Source organism: Variovorax sp. V35 (assembly GCF_041154465.1).
Taxonomy (GTDB): domain Bacteria; phylum Pseudomonadota; class Gammaproteobacteria; order Burkholderiales; family Burkholderiaceae_C; genus Variovorax; species Variovorax boronicumulans.
This window is the reverse complement of sequence record NZ_AP028666.1, coordinates 2278857-2296885: the sequence shown is the minus strand read 5'-3', so window position 1 is coordinate 2296885 and position 18029 is coordinate 2278857. Positions and strand designations below refer to the sequence as shown.

17 protein-coding genes are annotated in these 18029 nt (G+C 69.7%); 6 read left to right on the top strand and 11 right to left on the bottom strand.

Translation table 11 applies throughout. The features are described 5' to 3' along the window. Positions 1 to 45: 45 nt before the first annotated feature. Genes ACAM42_RS10625 through ACAM42_RS10605 form a run of 5 tightly spaced genes read left to right on the top strand, consistent with a single transcriptional unit; the run spans position 46 to position 4613 of the window. Positions 46 to 858, top strand: coding sequence for an ABC transporter permease (locus ACAM42_RS10625; protein WP_095946875.1), 813 nt, complete (start codon positions 46 to 48; stop codon positions 856 to 858). Next, a complete protein-coding gene (locus ACAM42_RS10620; RefSeq protein WP_369631984.1) occupies positions 855 to 1904 on the top strand; it encodes an NAD-dependent epimerase/dehydratase family protein in 1050 nt (349 codons plus the stop codon). Before ACAM42_RS10625 ends, ACAM42_RS10620 begins: the two co-directional genes overlap by 4 nt. Positions 1905 to 1908: 4 nt before the next feature. Beyond that, a complete protein-coding gene (locus ACAM42_RS10615) occupies positions 1909 to 2745 on the top strand; it encodes a GNAT family N-acetyltransferase (protein WP_369631983.1) in 837 nt (278 codons plus the stop codon). A gap of 12 nt (positions 2746 to 2757) precedes the next feature. After that, the gene (locus ACAM42_RS10610) at positions 2758 to 3825 is read left to right on the top strand and encodes a dihydrodipicolinate synthase family protein (protein ID WP_369631982.1); all 1068 of its coding nucleotides are present in this window, start codon (positions 2758 to 2760) and stop codon (positions 3823 to 3825) included. Next, complete coding sequence (locus tag ACAM42_RS10605) at positions 3822 to 4613, top strand: ABC transporter ATP-binding protein (protein WP_369631981.1); 792 nt, start codon at positions 3822 to 3824, stop codon at positions 4611 to 4613. Before ACAM42_RS10610 ends, ACAM42_RS10605 begins: the two co-directional genes overlap by 4 nt. A gap of 20 nt (positions 4614 to 4633) precedes the next feature. Here the strand turns inward: ACAM42_RS10605 and ACAM42_RS10600 are convergent, their stop codons facing one another. The 7 genes from ACAM42_RS10600 to ACAM42_RS10570 all read right to left on the bottom strand — a co-directional run bounded on the left by ACAM42_RS10600 (position 4634) and on the right by ACAM42_RS10570 (position 12301). Continuing rightward, a complete protein-coding gene (locus ACAM42_RS10600) occupies positions 4634 to 5656 on the bottom strand; it encodes an XdhC family protein (protein ID WP_062468715.1) in 1023 nt (340 codons plus the stop codon). A 16-nt stretch (positions 5657 to 5672) separates the two neighbouring features. Then, on the bottom strand, positions 5673 to 6338 hold the full coding sequence (locus ACAM42_RS10595; protein WP_369631980.1) for a CoxG family protein: 666 nt from the start codon (positions 6336 to 6338) through the stop codon (positions 5673 to 5675). A 34-nt stretch (positions 6339 to 6372) separates the two neighbouring features. Further along, positions 6373 to 7587, bottom strand: coding sequence for a VWA domain-containing protein (locus ACAM42_RS10590; protein WP_369631979.1), 1215 nt, complete (start codon positions 7585 to 7587; stop codon positions 6373 to 6375). 19 nt (positions 7588 to 7606) lie between these two features. Continuing rightward, on the bottom strand, positions 7607 to 8509 hold the full coding sequence (locus ACAM42_RS10585) for a MoxR family ATPase (RefSeq protein ID WP_070063989.1): 903 nt from the start codon (positions 8507 to 8509) through the stop codon (positions 7607 to 7609). A gap of 64 nt (positions 8510 to 8573) precedes the next feature. After that, the gene (locus ACAM42_RS10580; protein ID WP_369631978.1) at positions 8574 to 9365 is read right to left on the bottom strand and encodes a xanthine dehydrogenase family protein subunit M; all 792 of its coding nucleotides are present in this window, start codon (positions 9363 to 9365) and stop codon (positions 8574 to 8576) included. Between the two features lie 34 nt (positions 9366 to 9399). Beyond that, positions 9400 to 11784: a xanthine dehydrogenase family protein molybdopterin-binding subunit gene (locus ACAM42_RS10575; protein ID WP_369631977.1), complete on the bottom strand. Its 2385-nt coding sequence runs from the start codon at positions 11782 to 11784 to the stop codon at positions 9400 to 9402. 10 nt (positions 11785 to 11794) lie between these two features. Beyond that, positions 11795 to 12301, bottom strand: a complete 507-nt coding sequence (locus ACAM42_RS10570; RefSeq protein ID WP_062468730.1) for a (2Fe-2S)-binding protein — start codon at positions 12299 to 12301, stop codon at positions 11795 to 11797. 187 nt (positions 12302 to 12488) lie between these two features. Here ACAM42_RS10570 and ACAM42_RS10565 point away from each other — a divergent pair, with 187 nt between their 5' ends. Next, a complete protein-coding gene (locus tag ACAM42_RS10565) occupies positions 12489 to 13628 on the top strand; it encodes a helix-turn-helix domain-containing protein (RefSeq protein ID WP_369632752.1) in 1140 nt (379 codons plus the stop codon). Positions 13629 to 13641: 13 nt separating this feature from the next. On the opposite strand, the gene ACAM42_RS10560 is transcribed toward ACAM42_RS10565, so the two are convergent. The 4 genes from ACAM42_RS10560 to ACAM42_RS10545 form a co-directional block, all read right to left on the bottom strand. Beyond that, positions 13642 to 14019, bottom strand: a complete 378-nt coding sequence (locus ACAM42_RS10560) for a nuclear transport factor 2 family protein (RefSeq protein WP_369631976.1) — start codon at positions 14017 to 14019, stop codon at positions 13642 to 13644. Positions 14020 to 14110: 91 nt separating this feature from the next. Next, complete coding sequence (locus ACAM42_RS10555) at positions 14111 to 15604, bottom strand: M81 family metallopeptidase (protein WP_369631975.1); 1494 nt, start codon at positions 15602 to 15604, stop codon at positions 14111 to 14113. Beyond that, positions 15601 to 16737: an ABC transporter substrate-binding protein gene (locus tag ACAM42_RS10550; RefSeq protein WP_369631974.1), complete on the bottom strand. Its 1137-nt coding sequence runs from the start codon at positions 16735 to 16737 to the stop codon at positions 15601 to 15603. The genes ACAM42_RS10555 and ACAM42_RS10550 overlap by 4 nt, the downstream gene beginning before the upstream one ends. Beyond that, complete coding sequence (locus ACAM42_RS10545; protein WP_369631973.1) at positions 16734 to 18014, bottom strand: Zn-dependent hydrolase; 1281 nt, start codon at positions 18012 to 18014, stop codon at positions 16734 to 16736. The genes ACAM42_RS10550 and ACAM42_RS10545 overlap by 4 nt, the downstream gene beginning before the upstream one ends. Positions 18015 to 18029: the final 15 nt, after the last annotated feature.

Here is an 18029-nt window from a genome sequence, read left to right as displayed (position 1 = left end):
TCCTATGATTCGCCGCATTGCTTCTTCCCTGACCCAGGAACAGACATGACGGCACCCGACGGCGCGCTGGCGCCCCTCGCTTCCACGCCCTTGTCGGGCGAGCGCCCCGAATGGCAGCGCTGGGCCCTCGTGGTCGCGGTGCATCTGGCGGGCATCGCGCTGTGGGAGCTCGCGGTGCGGGTCTTCGCGATCCAGCCCTTCATCCTGCCGGCGCCCTCGAAGGTGCTGGCCACGCTGGCCAACCCGAACTACAGCTGGCTCAAGAACACCGGCGTCACCGCGCTCGAAGTGTTCGGCGGCTACGCGCTGGGGCTGGTGCTCGGCATTCTTTGCGCGCTGCTCTTCATCACCAGCAAGCGGCTGATGCTGCTGGTGTTCCCGCTGCTGGTCACGCTCAACATGATTCCGAAGGTGGCGATGGGGCCGCTGGTGATCGTGTGGTTCAGCTACGGCATCGGGCCGAACATCCTCATCACCTTCAGCCTGTGCTTCTTCCCCATCCTGCTGACCACCATCCGCGGCCTGAACGAGACCGAGCCCGAGCTGCTCGACCTGGTGCGCGCGCTCAAGGGTTCGCGCTGGCAGCTGTTTCGCTACATCCAGCTGCCGGGCTCGCTGCCGTACGTGTTCTCGGGCATGAAGGTCGCCACCATCCTCGCCGTGGCGGGCGCGGTGGTGGGCGAGTTCATCGCCTCGGAACGCGGCCTGGGCTATCTGATGATCCAGGTCCAGGCCTCGCTGGACACGCCCGCGGTCTTCATGGCCGTGCTGCTCATCACGGGCCTGGGCGTGCTGCTCTATCTGCTGGTGCTTCTGCTGGAGCGCCTCTTCATCACCCAGGACGCAAGAATCCAATGACCTCCACGCCTGTCCTCGACGACCTGCCCTTTCCCGAGCGCTTCGAGAGCGAAGCCGCGCTTGAAGACTACCTGGCCACGCCCTCGCGCGACCTCGTGCGCGACATGGCCCGCCTCGACGGCGACCTGATGATCCTCGGCGTGGGCGGCAAGATGGGCCCCACGCTGGCCCGCCTTGCGAAGAACGCCATGCCCGGGCGTCGCGTGATCGCCGTCGCTCGCTTCAGCGAAGCCGGCGTGCGCGAAGCGCTCGAAGCGCACGGCATCGAGACCATCGCCTGCGACCTGCTCGACCGCGCCGCCATCGCCGCGCTGCCGCCGTGCGCCAACGTGGTCTTCATGGCCGGGCGCAAGTTCGGCGCCGACGCCGACAACCCGCTGACCTGGGCCATGAACGCGCACGTGCCGGCGCTGGTGGCCGAGCACTTCCATGCCTCGCGCATCGTCGCCTTCTCGACCGCTTGCGTGTACCCCTTCGTACCGGTGACCAGCCAGGGCGCGAGCGAGAGCGACGCACCCAACCCGCCCGGCGAGTACGCCAACTCGTGCGTGGGCCGCGAGCGCATGTTCGAGTACTTCTCGCAGCGCCACGGCACACCGGGCCGCCTGTTCCGCCTGAGCTACGCCATCGACCTGCGCTACGGCGTGCTGGCCGACGTGGCGCTCAAGGTGTGGCGCGGCGAGCCGGTCGACGTGACCATGGGCCACGTCAACGTGATCTGGCAGGGCGACGCGAACGCGCAGGCGCTGCGCTGCCTCGCGGCGGCCACGGTGCCGACCTCGCCGCTGAACGTGAGCGGGCCCGAGACGACGTCGATCCGCTGGCTCGCGGAAGAGTTCGCGCGCCAGTTCGACAAGCCCGTGACGATCAACGGGCAAGAGGCCCCGACCGCGTGGCTCATGAACACCGGCGAGGCCGAGCGCCTGTTCGGTTACCCGCGCGTGCCGCTGGCGCAGCAGATCCGCTGGGTGGCTGACTGGATCTCGCGCGAGCAGCGTCAGTACGGCAAACCGACCAAATTCGAATCGCGCGACGGTAAGTACTGAGCCCATGACCATGCCCGCCGTCGAAGCCCTGTCGTCGATCACGCCCGGCATCGCCCCGATGCTCGACGCGCTGGTTGCCGCGAGCGGCTGGAACCAGACCGCGCTCGACTGGCGGCTGTTCGAGCGGCTCGGCACGCTGCATGGCATGCGTGACGACAAGGGCCAGCTCATCGCCAGCGGCGCAGTGCTGCCGATGGAAGGCGTAGCCTGGATCAGCATGATCCTCGTGATGCCGGCCGCGCGCGGACAAGGCCTGGGCCGCGCGGTGTTCGCACGCTGCCTCGACCAGGTGAAGACCGCCGGCCTCGTCGCGATGCTCGACGCCACGCCGCAGGGCGAGCCGCTCTATGCGAGCTTCGGCTTCACGCCGCTGTGGCGGCTCACGCGCTGGCAGCGCGAGGCCGCGCCCGCCACTGCATCGCTCGCCACCGACAAGCCCGCTCTCGGCAACCTGGCGGCGCTCGACGCGCAGGCGCTGGGCTTCGCGCGCCCCGCCGTGCTCGCCGACCTGCTCGGCCGCGACGACAGCCGCTGCGTGCGCAACGGCCTGGGCTTCGGCCTCGTGCGCGCAGGCCGCACCGCACACCACATCGGGCCGCTGCTGTCGTCCGACGAAGCCGTCGCCGCCGCGCTGCTGAGGCAGGCCGCACGCGGCATCAACGGCCGCATCTACGTCGACGTGCCCGACGACCGTAAGACCATGACCGCCGCGCTGCGCGCCGCCGGCTTCACACCGCAGCGCAGCTTCGCACGCATGGCGCTGGCCACGCGCGAGGGCGCGCAGCCGCCCACCGGACACCCCGCCTTCATCCACGCCATCGCCGGCCCCGAGTTCGCCTGAGGACCTTCGCCCATGCCACTGAACCGCTCCGACCTTCCCGCCGACGTGCTTGCGCTGCTGTCGCAAGGCACCGTCATCCCGGCGCATCCGCTCGCGCTCGACCCCGACCGCCAGTTCGACCGCAGGCGCCAGCGCGCGCTCACGCGCTACTACGTCGATGCCGGCGTCGGCGGCCTCGCGGTGGGCGTGCACACCACGCAGTTCGCGATCCGCGAGCGCGGCCTGTACGCGACCGTGCTCGAGGCTGCGATGCAGGACCGCCTGGCCTGGAGCGACCGCCCGATGGCGATGATCGCCGGCCTGTGCGGCCCGACCGCTCAGGCGCAGGCCGAGGCTCGCACCGCCGTCTCCCTGGGCTATCACGCGGGGCTGCTGAGCCTCGCGGCGCTGGCCGGTGCGTCGGAAGATGCACTCATCGCCCACTGCGAGGCGGTGGCGCAGGAGATTCCGCTGATCGGCTTCTACCTGCAGACCGTGGTCGGCGGCCCGATCCTGTCGAGCGACTTCTGGCGCCGCTTCGCGCTCATTCCCAACGCGCTAGCGATCAAGGTCGCGCCCTTCAACCGCTACCGCAGCATCGACGTGGTGCGCGGGCTGGTCGATGCGCGCGCCGAGGAGCGCGTGTTCCTCTACACAGGCAACGACGACCACATCGTGCTCGACCTGGCGCTGCCCTTTGCCGCGATGCGCGACGGCGCGCCCGTGCAGGTGCGCTTTCGTGGCGGCCTGCTGGGCCACTGGTCGGTGTGGACGTCGAGCGCGGTGCACCAGCTGCAGCAGATCAAGGCCGAGCTGGCCGCCAGCGGCGGCGCGCTGAGCCCCGCCCTGCTCGCGCTCGATTCGCGCGTGACCGACTGCAACGCCGCCTTCTTCGACGTGGCGAACAACTTCCACGGCTGCATCGCGGGCTGCCACGAGGTGCTGCGGCGCCAGGGCCTGCTCGAAGGCATCTGGTGCCTCGATCCCGAAGAAGGCCTGGGCCAGGGCCAATCGGCGGAGATCGATCGCGTCTACCGCCAGCACGGCGACCTGTCCGACGACGCCTTCGTGCGCGACAACCTGGCACGGTGGCTGGCATGAGCGCCGTGCTGCAACCGCAGGAGTCGGCACCGCTGATCCGCATGCGGCAGCTGCGCAAGGTCTACCGCAAGCGCAACGAGGAGTTCCTCGCCGTCTCCGACGTCACGATGGACGTGCATGCGGGCGACATGATCTCGCTGGTCGGCCCCTCGGGCTGCGGCAAGTCGACGCTGCTGAAGATCCTGTCGGGCCTGCACGGCCACGACGGCGGCACGCTCGAAATCGGCGGCCCTGGCGGCACGGGCTTCAACCCGGGCCGCGACGTCGGCATGGTGTTCCAGCAGCCGCTGCTGCTGAAGTGGCGCACGATTCTGGAGAACGTGCTGCTGCCCGCCGACATCCTCGGGCTGGACCGCAAGGCCGCCAAGGCGCGCGCGCACGAGCTGCTCGACATGGTCGGCCTCACGGGCTTCGCCGACAAGCTGCCCTACGAACTCTCGGGCGGCATGCAGCAGCGCGCCGCCATTGCACGCGCGCTCATCCACGACCCGAAGCTGGTGCTCATGGACGAGCCCTTCGGCGCACTCGATGCGCTCACGCGCGAGAAGATGAACCTGGAGATGCTGCGCATCTGGGAGCGCAGCCGCAAGACCTTCATCGTGGTCACTCACAGCATCCAGGAGGCGGTGTTCCTGGGTTCGCACTGCGCCGTGCTCACGGCCGGGCCGGCGCGCATGGCCGACTTCTTCCGCATCGACCTGCCCGAGCCGCGCAAACTGCACGTGAAGACCAGCCCGGAGTTCGGCGAGTACGTGCGCCGCATCTACGACCTGCTGGGCGTGGACTGAGCCGCGCCTCGTCCTTCAGTTCAGCTCGGTTGCAGCTGCTGGATTTCCTTGGCGCGCGCCACTTCGACTTCGCGCGGCAGCGTCACCGCGTTCTTCACCGCCAGGATCTCCGCCATCACGCTCACCGCGATCTCGGGCGGCGTCTTGCTGCCGATGAAGATGCCGATGGGCCCGCGCAGGCGCGCGAGCGACTCGGCCGTCTGGTCGAAGTGCTCGATCATGCGGTCGCGCCGCGCATCGGCGTTGCGGCGCGAGCCGATGGCGCCCACATAGAAGGCCTCGCTCTGCAGCGCTTCGAGCAGCGCGAGGTCGTCCAGCTTGGGGTCGTGCGTGAGCGCGACCACGCAGCTGCGGCGGTCGGGCTTGAAGGCCAGCACGGCGTCGTCGGGCATTTCGGTGGTGATCGTCACGCCGGACAGCGTCCACGCGGTGCGGTACTCGGCACGCGGGTCGCACAGCGTCACGGCGAAGCCGCTGAACTTGGCCATGGTCGCCAGGTACTCGGCGAGCTGGCCGGCACCGATCAGCAGCATGCGGTACTCGGGGCCGAAGGTGTTGGTGAGCTCGGTGTCGTTCACCGTGAGCTCGTCGGGCGCGGTCGCCTCGGCCAGCCGCACCGCGCCGGTGGCCAGCGTCACCGTGCGGCGCATGAGCTTGCCGCGTTCGAGCTCGGCGACCAGCGTGTCGAGCGCGTCGGCGTCGGGCGCGTATTCGAGCAGCAGCTCGAGCGTGCCGCCGCAGGGCAGCCCGAAGCGGTGCGCCTCGTCGGCCGTGATGCCGTACTTGACGAGCGCGGGCGGCGCGCCCAGCGGCACGTCTTCGCCCTTGCCGTGGGCGTGGCTGTAGCGCGCGATGAGATCGTCCTCGATGCAGCCGCCCGAGACCGAGCCGACCACGGCGCCGTCCTCGGCCAGCGCCATGATCGAGCCCACGGGCCGCGGCGACGAGCCCCAGGTGCGCACCACGGTGGTCAGCAGCGCGCGCTTGCCGGCACGCCGCCAGTCGCGCAGCGTGCGCAGCACCATGACGTCGAGGTTTTCCATGGCAGGACCTTGTGCGTCAGGCGGCGTCGCCCGGGGTGGCGGCGTCTTCGCCGTCCTTCTTGCCGAAGCCCATCTTCTTCATGAGGCCCGACATCACGCCGGCCTTCTCGGCAGGCGCCTCGGTCGCCGCTTCCGCGGGCGGTGCGGGCGGCGGGCCGTAGCGGCTTTGCATCTCGGCCTCGAAGCGCTTGAAGAAATCGTCGGCGGTGGACTTGGCCGCACCGTCGATCAGGCGCTGGCCGAGCTGGGCGATCTTGCCGCCGACCTGGGCCTGCACGGTGTAGTCGAGTTCGCAGCCGGCGGGCGCCGCAGCCACGGGGGCGGCCTCGGCGGCAGGTGCGCCGTCGGTCGCGGCCACGACGGGTGCCGCTTCCGATGCGCCGGCCACCGGCTTGAGCGACACGCTCGACGAGCCCTTGGCAAACCCCGCCACGCCGCCCTGCCCCTCGAAGGTGAGCTTGTAGCCGTCGGGCGCGACGATGTCCGACAGCATCACCTTGCCGCTGAACTTGGCCGACACCGGGCCGATCTTCACGGCCAGCGCCACGCTGTAGGTGTTGTCGCCCGTGAGCTCGAACTTGTCGCAGCCGGGGATGCACTTCTTGAGCGTCTCGGGGTCGTTGAGCGCGTCCCAGGCCTGTTGTTGGGTGACGCCGAGGCGGCGGTTTCCGAGCATTTCCATGGTGGGTTTCCTTTGTTCCTTCCTGAGTCCGGCCCTAGCGACTGGCGCGCATCAGCGCGGCCAGGCTGGCGGCCAGCTGTTCGAGTGCATTCAGATTGTGGACCGCCAGCATCGCGTCCGCATGGCGGTGCAGCACGGCGGCCCCACGCGCCAGAGGGGCGTAGCCCTCGAAGCGCAGCAGCGGGTTGAGCCACAGCAGCCGACGCGAATGCCGCTTGAGCCACTGCAGCTCGGTCTCGAGCTGCGCGGGCTCGCCCGTGTCGAGGCCGTCGCTGATCACCAGCACCAGCGTGCGGCGGCCGATGAGCCGGCGCGCATGCGACTGGCGCAGCTCGGCCAGCGAGCCGCCCAGCCGCGTGCCGCCCGCGAAATCGTCGATGGCCAGGCTGGCGGCTCCCAGCATGGCGTCGGTGTCGGCCAGCCGGAAGGCCGGCGTGAGGTCGGTCAGCCGCGTGCCGAAGGCGAACACGTCGCGCCGGCCGGCGCGCCGCGTGGCGGCATGCAGAAAGGCCAGCAGCAGGCGTGCGTAGCGCTCCATCGAGCCCGACACGTCGACCAGCACCAGCAGCGGCAAGGGCTGCTCGCGCCGCGCCAGCCGGGGCAGGCGCAGGATCTCGCCGCCGGTGCGGGCCGCCTCGTGCAGCACGCCGGGCCAGTGCATGCGGGCGTGCGCACGGCCGGCGTCGCCCGCCGGGCGCAGGCGGCGCGTGGGCAGTTCGGGCACCGGCAAGCGGATGTCGCGCGCCAGCCGCTCGACCAGCCGGTACTCGGCCGCGCCGAGCGCATTGAAGTCCGCATGCTGCAGCCGCTGGCGGTCGCTGGCCGTCATGGCGGCGTCGAACTTGATTTCCTCGTCGGGCTTGGTCGGTGCCGCGGGCTTCACGGCGTCGCGCGGCGGGCTCAGCGCCTCGCGCACGCGCGGCCGACGCTTGGAGGGCTCGGCCTTGCCCTCGGCGCTGGGCAGCATCTGGGCGAGCAGCTTGTTGGCGAGCTCGGGGTCGCGGAACCAGGCATCAAAGAGTTCACGGAACACCAGCCGGTCCTGCTCGCGGCTGACCATCACGGCTTCCATCGCGGCGCTCAGGTCGAGCTTGTCTTCCACGCCGACCAGCGTGACCGCCTCGGTCGCGAGTGCGATGCGCATGGCGTCGGTGCGCACGCCGGCGCGGCGCAGTGCGCGGCCGAAGGCGGCGATGTTGCCTGCCAGCTTGCCGCTGCGGACGTCGCCGAGTTGCTGGATGCCGGCCATGTAGGTGCCTCGGCCTCGCTCAGCTCGCGAGCGGTTCCTCGGGCCTCAGCAGATCGGAGGCCAGCTCGTGCGTCAGCGCCGCCACGTCGTCGCGCTGCTTGAACAGGATGCCGGCGGTGTCGACGACCACCTCGGGGTCGAGTTCGACGGTGTCGAGCGCGATGAGCGCCCGCGCCCACTCCACGCTTTCGGCGATGCCGGGCGCGCGCTGGAAGGCGTTGACGAACGGCGCCGAACGCAGCCGCGCGACAAAGGCCGCCACCTGCGCCGACAGTACCTCGCCGGCCTGCGGCACCTGCGCGCGCACGATGGCGAGTTCGCGCTCGCGCTCGGGGTAGTCGAGCCAGTGGTAGAGGCAGCGCCGCTTCACGGCGTCGTTGAGTTCGCGCGTGCGGTTGCTGGTGAGCAGCGTCACTGGCGGCACCACGGCGCGCACGGTGCCCAGCTCGGGAATGCTGACCTGGTACTCGCCCAGGTACTCGAGCAGGAAGGCTTCGAAGGGCTCGTCGGCGCGGTCGACCTCGTCGATCAGCAGCACCGAGCCGGGCGCCGGCGTCTGCAGTGCCTGCAGCAGCGGGCGGCGGATCAGGTAGTGCGGCTGGTAGACCTCGGCCTCCACGTCGCGTGCAGCCCCGGTGGCTTCGGCGGCGCGCATGTGCAGCAGCTGCGCGGCGTAGTTCCATTCATAGAGCGCTTCGCGCTGCTCCATGCCGTCGTAGCACTGCAGGCGCAGCAGCTCGCGGTTCAGGGCCGTCGACAGCGCCTTGGCCAGCTCGGTCTTGCCGACGCCGGGCTCGCCTTCGAGCAGCAGCGGACGCTGCAGCTTGAGGGCGAGGAACACCGCGGTGGCCAGGCGGCGGTCGGCAAAGTAGCCGGCCTGTCGCAAGCCGTCGGAAAGGGCGTCGATGGTCGGGAAGATCATGGGCAAGCGTAGCGGAAGACGCGAGGCTGTCGCGCCTTCCGGTGATCGGCGGCGCTGGGCTGCTTCAGCCGAGTGCTTTGGTCACGGCGCGCTGCGTCAGCACGCTGATCAGGTTCGCGCGGTAGGCGGCCGAGGCATGCAGGTCGCTGTTCAGTTCGCTCGCGTCGATCTTCACGGCGGCAGCTGCCGCGGCGGTGAAGCTCTTGTTGAGCGCGTCTTCGAGCCCGGCATGGCGGAACACGCCGTTGCCCGCGCCGGTGACGGCCACGCGCACGCCGCTGTCGTACTGCGCCAGGAAGATGCCGACCAGTGGGAAGTTGGAGGCCTTCTGGCGCAGTTTCTCGTACACCGCACGCTTCGGAATCGGGAAGCGGATGGCGACGATCAGCTCGTCTTCTTCAAGTGCCGTGGTGAACAGGCCCTGGAAGAAGTCGTCGGCCGCAATCTCGCGCTTCGAGGTGACGATGGTCGCGCCCGAGGCCAGCACCGCGCTCGGGTAGCACGCCGCCGGGTCGTTGTTGGCCACCGAGCCGCCGACCGTGCCCATCGCGCGCACCTGCCGGTCGCCGATGCGCGACGCGAGGTCGGCCAGCGCGGGGTACGCGGCCTTCACGTCGGCATTGTTCGCCACGTCGAGGTGGCGCGACATGGCGCCGATGGTGATCGCGCCGCCATCCTTCTTGATGCCGGTCAGTTCCTTGATGCCGCTGAGGTCGACGAGCTGTTCAGGCGCCGACAGCCGCAGCTTCATCGAGGCCAGCAGGGTCTGTCCGCCGGCCAGTGGCTTGCCGCCCGCGGCGATCAACCGGGTGGCATCTGCCACGCTGGCGGGCCGTTCGAGTGTGAAGGCATACATGGGGTGATTCCTTCTCTGTTATTTCTTGTGTCGTTCAGGGCTTGGCGGCGGCTTGCATCGCTTCCCAGACGCGGCTGGACGAAGCGGGCATGTCGAAATCCTTGACGCCCAGCGGTGCCAGCGCATCGAGCACGGCGTTGATGACGGCCGGCGGCGACCCGATGGCGCCCGCCTCGCCGCAGCCCTTGGTGCCCAGCGGGTTGTGGGTGCAGGGGGTGCAGACGGTGTCGAGCTTGAACTGCGGGAAGTCGCCAGCGCGCGGCATGGCGTAGTCCATGAAGCTGCCGGTGAGCAGCTGGCCGGTTTCGTTGTCGTACACGCAGTTCTCGAGCAGCGCCTGGCCGATGCCCTGCACCAGCCCGCCGTGCACCTGGCCCTCGACGATCATCGGGTTGATGATGGTGCCGAAGTCGTCCACCGCGGTGAAGCGGTCGACCTTCACTTCGCCGGTCTCTTTGTCGATCTCGACCTCGCAGATGTAGGTGCCGCCCGGGAAGGTGAAGTTGGTCGGGTCGTAGAAGGCGGTCTCGTTCAGGCCGGGCTCGAGCTTGTCGAGCGGGTAGTTGTGCGGCACGTAGGCCGTGAGCGCCACCTGGCCGAACGGGATCTTCTTGTCGGTGCCCTTGACCGTGAACTCGCCGTTGGCGAACTCGATGTCGGCGTCGCTCGCCTCCATGAGGTGCGCGGCGATCTTCTTGGCCTTGGTCTCGATCTTGTCGAGCGCCTTCATGATGGCCGCGCCGCCCACCGAGATGGAGCGCGAGCCGTAGGTGCCCATGCCGAAGGGCACGCGGCCGGTGTCGCCGTGCACCACGTCGACGTTGTCGACCGGAATGCCCAGGCGCGCGGCCACGACCTGCGCGAAGGTGGTTTCATGGCCCTGCCCGTGGCTGTGCGAGCCGGTGAACACCGTCACGCTGCCGGTCGGGTGCACGCGGATCTCGCCGCATTCGAACAGGCCCGCGCGCGCGCCGAGTGCCCCCGCGATGTTCGACGGCGCGATGCCGCAGGCCTCGATGTAGCTCGAATAGCCCATGCCGCGCAGCTTGCCCTTGGCCTCGGTCGCCGCCTTGCGCGCGGCGTAGCCGTCGACCTCGGCCAGCACCCGCGCCTTGTCCATGCAGGCATGGAAGTCGCCGGTGTCGTACTGCAGCGCCACAGGCGTCTGGTACGGGAAGCTGGTGATGAAGTTGCGCTTGCGGATCTCGTCCTGGCCCAGGTTCATTTCCCAGGCGCAGCGCGACACCAGGCGCTCCAGCAGGTAGGTGGCTTCGGGCCGCCCGGCCCCGCGGTACGCATCGACCGGCGAGGTGTTGGTGAACCAGGCATCGACCTCGACGTAGATCTGCGGCGTGGTGTACTGGCCCGCCAGCAGCGTGGCGTACAAGATGGTCGGCACTGCCGTCGAGAAGGTCGACAGGTAGGCGCCCAGGTTGGCGTCGGTGTGCACGCGCATCGCGAGGAACTTGCCGTCCTTGTCCATCGCCATTTCGGCGTGGCTCACATGGTCGCGGCCGTGCGCATCGGACAGGAAACATTCCGAGCGCTCCGCCGTCCACTTGATGTTGCGGTTGAGCTGCTTGGCGGCCCAGGTCAGGCACACGTCTTCGGCGTACAGGAAGATCTTGGAGCCGAAGCCGCCGCCCACGTCGGGCGCGATCACGCGCACCTTGTGCTCGGGCAGGCCCAGCACGAAGGCCGTCATCAGCAGGCGCTCGACGTGCGGGTTCTGGTTCGACACGTAGAGCGTGTAGTCGTCGGTGCCACGGGCGTAGCTGCCGATGGCCACGCGCGGCTCGATCGGGTTGGGCACGAGCCGGTTGTTGACCAGATCGAGCTGGGTGACGTGCGCGGCGGTGGCAAACACCGCATCGACCGCCGCCTTGTCGCCCAGCGCCCACTTGTAGCACTGGTTGTCGGGCGCCTCGTCGTGCAGGGTGACGCCGCTGGCCTTCTTGGCCGCGTCGGCCACGCTCACCAGGGCGGGCAGCACGTCGTAGTCGACCACCACGGCCTCGGCCGCGTTCTTGGCCTGCTCGACCGTCTCGGCCACCACCATGGCCACGTGGTCGCCCACGTAGCGCACCTTGTTGATCGCCAGGATCGGGTGCATCGGCTCCTTCATCGGGGTGCCGTCGGGGTTGTTGATGAGCCAGCCGCAGGGCAGCCCGCCCATCTTGCCTTCGATGTCCTTGCCGCTGAAGATGCCGACCACGCCGGGCATCTTCGAGGCCTCGGCGATGTCGATCGACTTGATGACGGCATGCGCGTGCGGCGAACGCACGAAGACCGCATGGCTCTGGTTGGCCAGCGTGATGTCGTCGGTGTAGTTGCCCGCGCCGGTCAGGAAGCGATAGTCTTCCTTGCGCCGCAATGCCTCGCCGATGTGCGGCAGGTTGGAGAAGTCGGAAGCGCCCATGTCGCTCTCCTCAGGCCGTGACCGTGGTTTGCTGGGTCGGCACCGGATTGCCCGATGCCATGGCCTCGCCGCCCATCTTCACGGCCTTGACGATGTTCTGGTAGCCCGTGCACCGGCACAGGTTGCCCTCGAGCAGCTCGCGGATCTCCGATTCGCTCGATTTGGGGTGGTGGGTGCACAGGTCGATGGCGCTCATGACCATGCCCGGGGTGCAGAAACCGCACTGCAGGCCGTGGCATTCCTTGAAGGCCGCCTGCATGGGGTGCATGGTGCCGTCGGCGGCGGCCACGCCCTCGATGGTGGTGACGTCGGCGCCGGCCGCCTGCGCGACCAGGATGTTGCACGACTTGACCGCGCGGCCGTTCAGGTGGACCGTGCAGGCGCCGCACTGGGCGGTGTCGCAGCCGACGTGGGTGCCGGTGAGGTGAAGGTGCTCGCGGATCGCGTGCACAAGGAAGGTGTTGGGTGGGGCGTCGACCGTGACCGGCCGGCCGTTGACCTTGAAAGCGACCTGCATGTGGCTGTCTCCGTGAAAGGTGATGGCTGGTTCAGCGAGGCATCTTGGATGCCGCCCTTTCGCACTATCCTAGGCAAAAACCCTTGACACTTGCACAGAGCGCGGGAAATTCTCAAAATGAAACAGCTTGCCAACCGGCCGGCCCGCAAAAGCAGCCCTCCCCGCGCGAAGAAGAACTTTCACGATGATGTCCGCTTCCGCCGTCCCCCCTCCTGCTGAGCGCTCGCTGGCCATTGCGCAGGCGCGCCGCGAGCTGATCGACGGCGACGGCCCCCGCCCGCGCGGCAGCGTGCGGGTCGACCCGGGCATCACGCGCTCCTGGCAGCGCTGCCTGGAGGCCGGCCGCCGGCCCCAGCAGCGCGTGAGCTTCGAGCCCGTGAGTCGCACCGCCAGCCGCGAGGTCACGGAATGCAACCGGGCCCTGGTCACGGCGGCGCGGCCGGTGATCGAACGGCTCTCGCGCGCCATCGCCGACACCCGCTATTTCGCCATCCTGACCGACGCCCGCGGCATCGTGGTCGACGTGGGTACCTTGCCCGACGGCACCGACCCCGCCGCCCGCTATGCGCGCGACATCGGGCGCATCGGCGTCGACCTGTCCGAAAACGCCATCGGCACCAGCGCGATCGGCACGGCGCTGGCCGAGCAGGAGTCGGTGTGGCTGCACCGGGGTGAACACTTCTTTGACGACACCAGTGTGTACAGCTGCGCCGGCGCCCCGCTCTTCGGGCCCCGGGGCGACTGCATCGGCATGCTCGACCTCACGGGCGTGCAGGTGGTCGAGCGGCCCGAGCTGCGCCATCTGGCCACCCTGTCGGCGCGCAGCATCGAGAACCTGCTGGTGCAGCGCGAGCCCTGCGAGCTGCTGCTGCGCCTGCTCTGGCCCGGCTGCCCGAGCAGCGAGACCACCGAGGGCCTGCTGTGCATCGACGCCGCGGGCCATGTCACCGGCGCCAACGCGGCGGCGCGGCAGATGCTGCACCAGCCGCTGGTCTGCCATGCCGGCGGCCTGCATTTCAACGACCTGTTCGCGCTGCCACTGCACATGATGTTCGACGCCGCCCGGCGCGGCGACGCCATGCTCGAGGTGCCGCTGTGGTCGGGCCTGCGGGTGCAGGTGCGGGCCCAGCGCGGCGGCAGCGAGCATGGCGGCGTGCCGGGCGCTGCCACCGACGGCCGCCCCCGCCTGCGCGACGTGGAAACCGCGCTGATCCGCAAGGCGGTGAGCGACGCACGCGGCAACGTCGCCGAGGCGGCGCGCACGCTGGGCATCAGCCGCGCCACCGTCTACCGCAAGCTCTGGCGCGGCCGGCCGGCGGGCGACTGACCCGCCTGCTTCATCACGCGCCCGCGGGCACGCGGTCGAGAAAACCCGTCACCGCGCGCAGCTTGCCCGCGTCGAGCTGGGCGAAGTCGGTGCCCTGGATCAGGTCGTCGGCGCCGCTCGGGCCCAGGGTCCACGAGAAGCGCAGGTTGTCGCCGTGCGCCTCGGCCTTGCCCAGCAGGTGGAAGCGAAAGCCCGGATAGCGCTGGTGCACCGCGCCGACCAGCGCGTTGATCTGCTCGCGGCCGCTGGCCTGCGCCATCGGGTCGACATAGCGGGCGTCGGCGGTCCAGCCGGCGTCGATGAGCGCGGCGCGGCGCGCGGCGTCGGTCTCGTTCCAGACGGCGATGTAGCCCGTGGCGATGGCATGGGCGTCGTGGGCGGCGGTGTTCATGGCGACTGTTCCTTTCGAGGGTTCGACCCGCAACAGCGCGGGGTGAAGGAATGGTCGCGGGGCACGCGCCGCGCGTCGATGACGTGGCAGGTTATGCCGGCGCGTCCATCGCCGCGTTCGCATCGAGCGGAAACACCGGCCGGCGCACCAGGCTGAACGGGAACAGGCTGTAGTCCGAGCTGGTCACGCCCGGGCTGTCGCACTCCACCAGCGCCGCCGACAGCGGCTCGAACACCGGCCGGCAGTACATGCGCGACTTCAGCAGCAGGAAGCGCTCGGTGCGCGGATCGAGCCCGGCGCATTCGAACACGCCGATGTCCCACGGCTCCTGCGTGCGCTCGGTGACGACGATGCGCGCCGCGCCGATGTCGAACAGCACGGTGCGCCCCATGCTGCTGCGCTGGCCGGTGTAGGTGGGGCCGGTGATCACGTACTCGCCGTCGCTGACCGTTCGCACGACGCCGGTCAGCTGGACGGGCGTCTTCGCGAGGCCGATGCCTTCCAGCGACACCTTGTTGCCCAGCGCCACCGTCACTTCGGCGCCCTCGCCCGCCGCGACCAGCGCGGCCACCGCCTCGGGATCGCACAGCGGTCCGACGCCGATGCCGTCCAGGCCCTGCGCCAGCGCTTCCTGCAGCACGTCCATGGTGTCGCAGCTGCCGCCCGACATGCAGTTGTCGCCATGGTCGAGCAGCAGCACCGGGCGCGTGGCACCGCCGGCGATGAGTTTCGCGCGCGCCACCGATTCGGCCAGCGGCTCGCTGCGGTAGATGAAGGCCTCGCGCTCGGCCCACATCTGCGCCGCGATGCGGTCGGCCGTGGCCTGTGCGCGCGCGGGCGATTGGGCATCGACCACGATCACGCTCATGCACGGCGCCGTGATGTCCGACAGTGAGAAGCCCGCCAGGATCGACACCGCCAGCGACTCGGATTCCTCCGCCGCGCGCGCCGCCTCGATGGCCCGCTGCATCGCGCCGGTGAACGAGGCGCTGCGCAGCGTGTGCGCCATGAGCGGCAGCTGGCGCCAGCGCATGTGCGGCTGGCTGCGCCCGGCCAGCAGGTCGAACAGCAGGCGGCCGGCGTGTTCGCCGGTCTCGTACATGTCGACGTGCGGGTAGGTCTTGAAGCCGACGATCACGTCGGCGTTGTCCACCATCGCGGGCGTCACGTTGGCATGCAGGTCCAACGCCACGCCGATCGGCACGCCGGGCGCCGCGGCGCGCAGGCGCACCAGCAGGTCGCCTTCGCCGTCGGTGCTGTTCTGCGCCACCATCGCGCCGTGCAGGTCGAGCAGGATCGCGTCGCAGCCCGGCGCCGCATCGACGATGCATTGCGTGAGCGTGGTGTAGGCCTGCGCATCGACCGGCCCGCTCGGGTTGGCCGAGGCCGACACCGGCGTGACGAGTTGCGCGCCTGCCGCTTCGGCCAGGTCGATGAAGGCCGACATCGCGGTGCGCATGCCCTTGTTGTCGGTGTAAGCCTGCGCGCCGAAGGTCGGGCCGTCGGGCCCGAAGGCCGCGAGCGGCGTGGGCACGGGCGAGAAGGTGTTGGTCTCGTGGTTGAGACGTGCGATCAGGACTTTCATTGGGCAAACTTTCCGGCGCTGCCCAGCATGGTGATGTCGCCGAAGCTGGAGCCGTTGCGGTTGTCGGGACGGAACGCGACCGTGAAGCCGTTCAGGTTCATGGGCGGCGAGTTCTCGATGCTGCGGCGCAGCGATTCGGTGGTGATCGGCCCCTTCACGCGCTGCAGCGATTCCGCAAAGGCCTTGGCCGTGATGTAGCCCTCCAGCCCCAGGTAGGAGCCTTCGCCTTCGCTGCCCGCGGCCTTCCGCGCGCGCTGGTATTCGTCGACGATGGGAAAGCGCGTCTTCCAGAACGGCGGCACCACCTGCGACAGCACGATGCCGCGGCTCTTGTCGCCGAGTTCCTTGTACAGAAGGAACGAGCTCGCCACCGAGTTCGTGTAGATCTGCGGATGAATGGGCGCGGCCACCAGCGAGCGGATGATGTTGATCGCCGGCGTGCCGGCCGCGATGACGTACACCGCCTGCGCCCCGCTCGCGATGACCTGCTGCGCGATGGCGGGATGGTCCTTTTCCTTCGGATCGAAGCGCAGCGACAGCAGCGCAGGCTGCTTGCTTTTCTCAAGCGCGGCCAACGCATCCTTCTCGATCCCCTTGCCGTAGGCGTCATCGCTGGAGACGATGGCGATGCGCGTCAGGCCCACGGTCGTCAGGTGGTTCATCACACGCGAGACCTCGTCGGCATACGACTCCCGCACGTGATAAATCGGCACCTTCGGCCCGCGCAACACCGCCGCGCCGGTCAACCCGCCGAAGATGAAGCTGTCGTGCTTCGCCGCCACCGGCACCATGGCCGCGCCGATGCCCGTGCCCATGGTTCCGAACAGGCAGACGACGCGGTCCGTGCCGAGCAGCTTCTCGGCATTGGCCGCGGCCTTCTCGGGGATGTAGGCGTCGTCGTAGGTGATCATCTTGACGGGCCGGCCACCGACGCCGCCCGCCTTGTTCAACTGGTCGAGGAACAGCGTCTGGCCTTCCATGAACGCGAGGCTGTTCGGCGTGAACGGGCCGGTGAGCACCGCGGACTGGCCGACCAGGATCGGCTCTCCAGCCGCCAGGGCCGCCCCCGACGTCGCGACCATGCCCATCGCCATCACGCAGTGAAGGCCGATGCGGCGAAGCGCCGCCTTCACGCGGCCACTCCCGCGCTCTGCAGCATCGCCTGCAGCAGCACGTTGCAACCGGCTTCGAGGTGGTCGGGCTGCGCGTCCTCGATCTCGTTGTGGCTGATGCCGTCCAGGCAGGGCACGAAGATCATCGCCGCGGGGCACACGCGCGCGAGGTACACCGCGTCGTGGCCGGCGCCGCTGATCACGTTCATCCACGTCATGCCCTGGTCCTGCGCGGCCTCGCGCACGGCCGAGACCAGTGCGGGCGTGAACGGCTGCGGCGGGAAGTACACGACCTGCTCGGCCGTCGCCTCGACCTTGCCTTTGGTGGCGATGCGCTGCACGGCTTCTTTCAGCGCCGCGTCCATGGCCGACAGCACCACGTCGTCGGCCGCGCGCAGGTCGACGCTGAGCTTCACGCGGCCCGGGATCACGTTGCGCGAGTTCGGGTAGTTGTCGATCCAGCCGACCGTGCCGCGCCCGTGCGGCGCATGCGCGAGCGCGATGCGGTTCACCTCGACCACGAGTTCGGCGGCGGCCAGCAGCGCGTCCTTGCGCAGCTCCATCGGCGTGGGGCCGGCGTGGGCTTCCATGCCCTGCACCACCACGTCGTACCAGCGCTGGCCCAGCGCGCCCTCGACCACGCCGATGACGCGTTCGTTGGCTTCGAGCACCGGCCCCTGTTCGATGTGCGCCTCGAAGTAGGCGCCGACCGGCGACGCCGCCGCCGAGGCGGGCACGGCGCCGGCGTAGCCGATGGCCGACAGTGCCTCGGCCACGCTCACGCCCTCGGTGTCGCGCTGCGCAAGCGCATGCTCCAGCGTGAAGGCGCCGGCGAACACGCCCGAGCCCATCATCACGGGCACGAAGCGCGAGCCTTCCTCGTTGGTCCACACCGCCACCTCGACCGGTGCTTCGGTGGCGATACCGGCGTCGTTCAGGCTGCGGATCACTTCGAGCCCCGCGAGCACGCCGTAGTTGCCGTCGAACTTGCCGCCCGTGGGCTGCGTGTCGATGTGGCTGCCGGTGGTTATCGGTGGCAGCGCGTTGTTGCGGCCCGGGCGGCGCGCAAAGATGTTGCCGATGGCGTCCACGCGCACCTCGCAGCCGGCCTCGCGCGCCCAGCGCGTGAAGAGATCGCGGCCCTGGCGGTCCAGGTCGGTGAGCGCGATGCGGCACACGCCGCCCTTCTCGGTGGCGCCGAGCTGCGCGAGCTGCATCAGCGAGTCCCAGAGGCGCTGGCCGTTCACGCGCAGGGCGCGCACGTCCGTTGCGGTGGAAAGTTCGTTCGTTGTGTTCATGGTTTTTGCGACGAA

Bases quoted from the DNA above. Each gene is read 5' to 3' on its own strand.
- ACAM42_RS10625 (WP_095946875.1), top strand. From the start codon at position 46: ATGACGGCACCCGACGGCGCGCTGGCGCCCCTCGCTTCCACGCCCTTG.
- ACAM42_RS10620 (WP_369631984.1), top strand. From the start codon at position 855: ATGACCTCCACGCCTGTCCTCGACGACCTGCCCTTTCCCGAGCGCTTC.
- ACAM42_RS10615 (WP_369631983.1), top strand. From the start codon at position 1,909: ATGACCATGCCCGCCGTCGAAGCCCTGTCGTCGATCACGCCCGGCATC.
- ACAM42_RS10610 (WP_369631982.1), top strand. From the start codon at position 2,758: ATGCCACTGAACCGCTCCGACCTTCCCGCCGACGTGCTTGCGCTGCTG.
- ACAM42_RS10605 (WP_369631981.1), top strand. From the start codon at position 3,822: ATGAGCGCCGTGCTGCAACCGCAGGAGTCGGCACCGCTGATCCGCATG.
- ACAM42_RS10600 (WP_062468715.1), bottom strand. From the start codon at position 5,656: ATGGAAAACCTCGACGTCATGGTGCTGCGCACGCTGCGCGACTGGCGG.
- ACAM42_RS10595 (WP_369631980.1), bottom strand. From the start codon at position 6,338: ATGGAAATGCTCGGAAACCGCCGCCTCGGCGTCACCCAACAACAGGCC.
- ACAM42_RS10590 (WP_369631979.1), bottom strand. From the start codon at position 7,587: ATGGCCGGCATCCAGCAACTCGGCGACGTCCGCAGCGGCAAGCTGGCA.
- ACAM42_RS10585 (WP_070063989.1), bottom strand. From the start codon at position 8,509: ATGATCTTCCCGACCATCGACGCCCTTTCCGACGGCTTGCGACAGGCC.
- ACAM42_RS10580 (WP_369631978.1), bottom strand. From the start codon at position 9,365: ATGTATGCCTTCACACTCGAACGGCCCGCCAGCGTGGCAGATGCCACC.
- ACAM42_RS10575 (WP_369631977.1), bottom strand. From the start codon at position 11,784: ATGGGCGCTTCCGACTTCTCCAACCTGCCGCACATCGGCGAGGCATTG.
- ACAM42_RS10570 (WP_062468730.1), bottom strand. From the start codon at position 12,301: ATGCAGGTCGCTTTCAAGGTCAACGGCCGGCCGGTCACGGTCGACGCC.
- ACAM42_RS10565 (WP_369632752.1), top strand. From the start codon at position 12,489: ATGTCCGCTTCCGCCGTCCCCCCTCCTGCTGAGCGCTCGCTGGCCATT.
- ACAM42_RS10560 (WP_369631976.1), bottom strand. From the start codon at position 14,019: ATGAACACCGCCGCCCACGACGCCCATGCCATCGCCACGGGCTACATC.
- ACAM42_RS10555 (WP_369631975.1), bottom strand. From the start codon at position 15,604: ATGAAAGTCCTGATCGCACGTCTCAACCACGAGACCAACACCTTCTCG.
- ACAM42_RS10545 (WP_369631973.1), bottom strand. From the start codon at position 18,014: ATGAACACAACGAACGAACTTTCCACCGCAACGGACGTGCGCGCCCTG.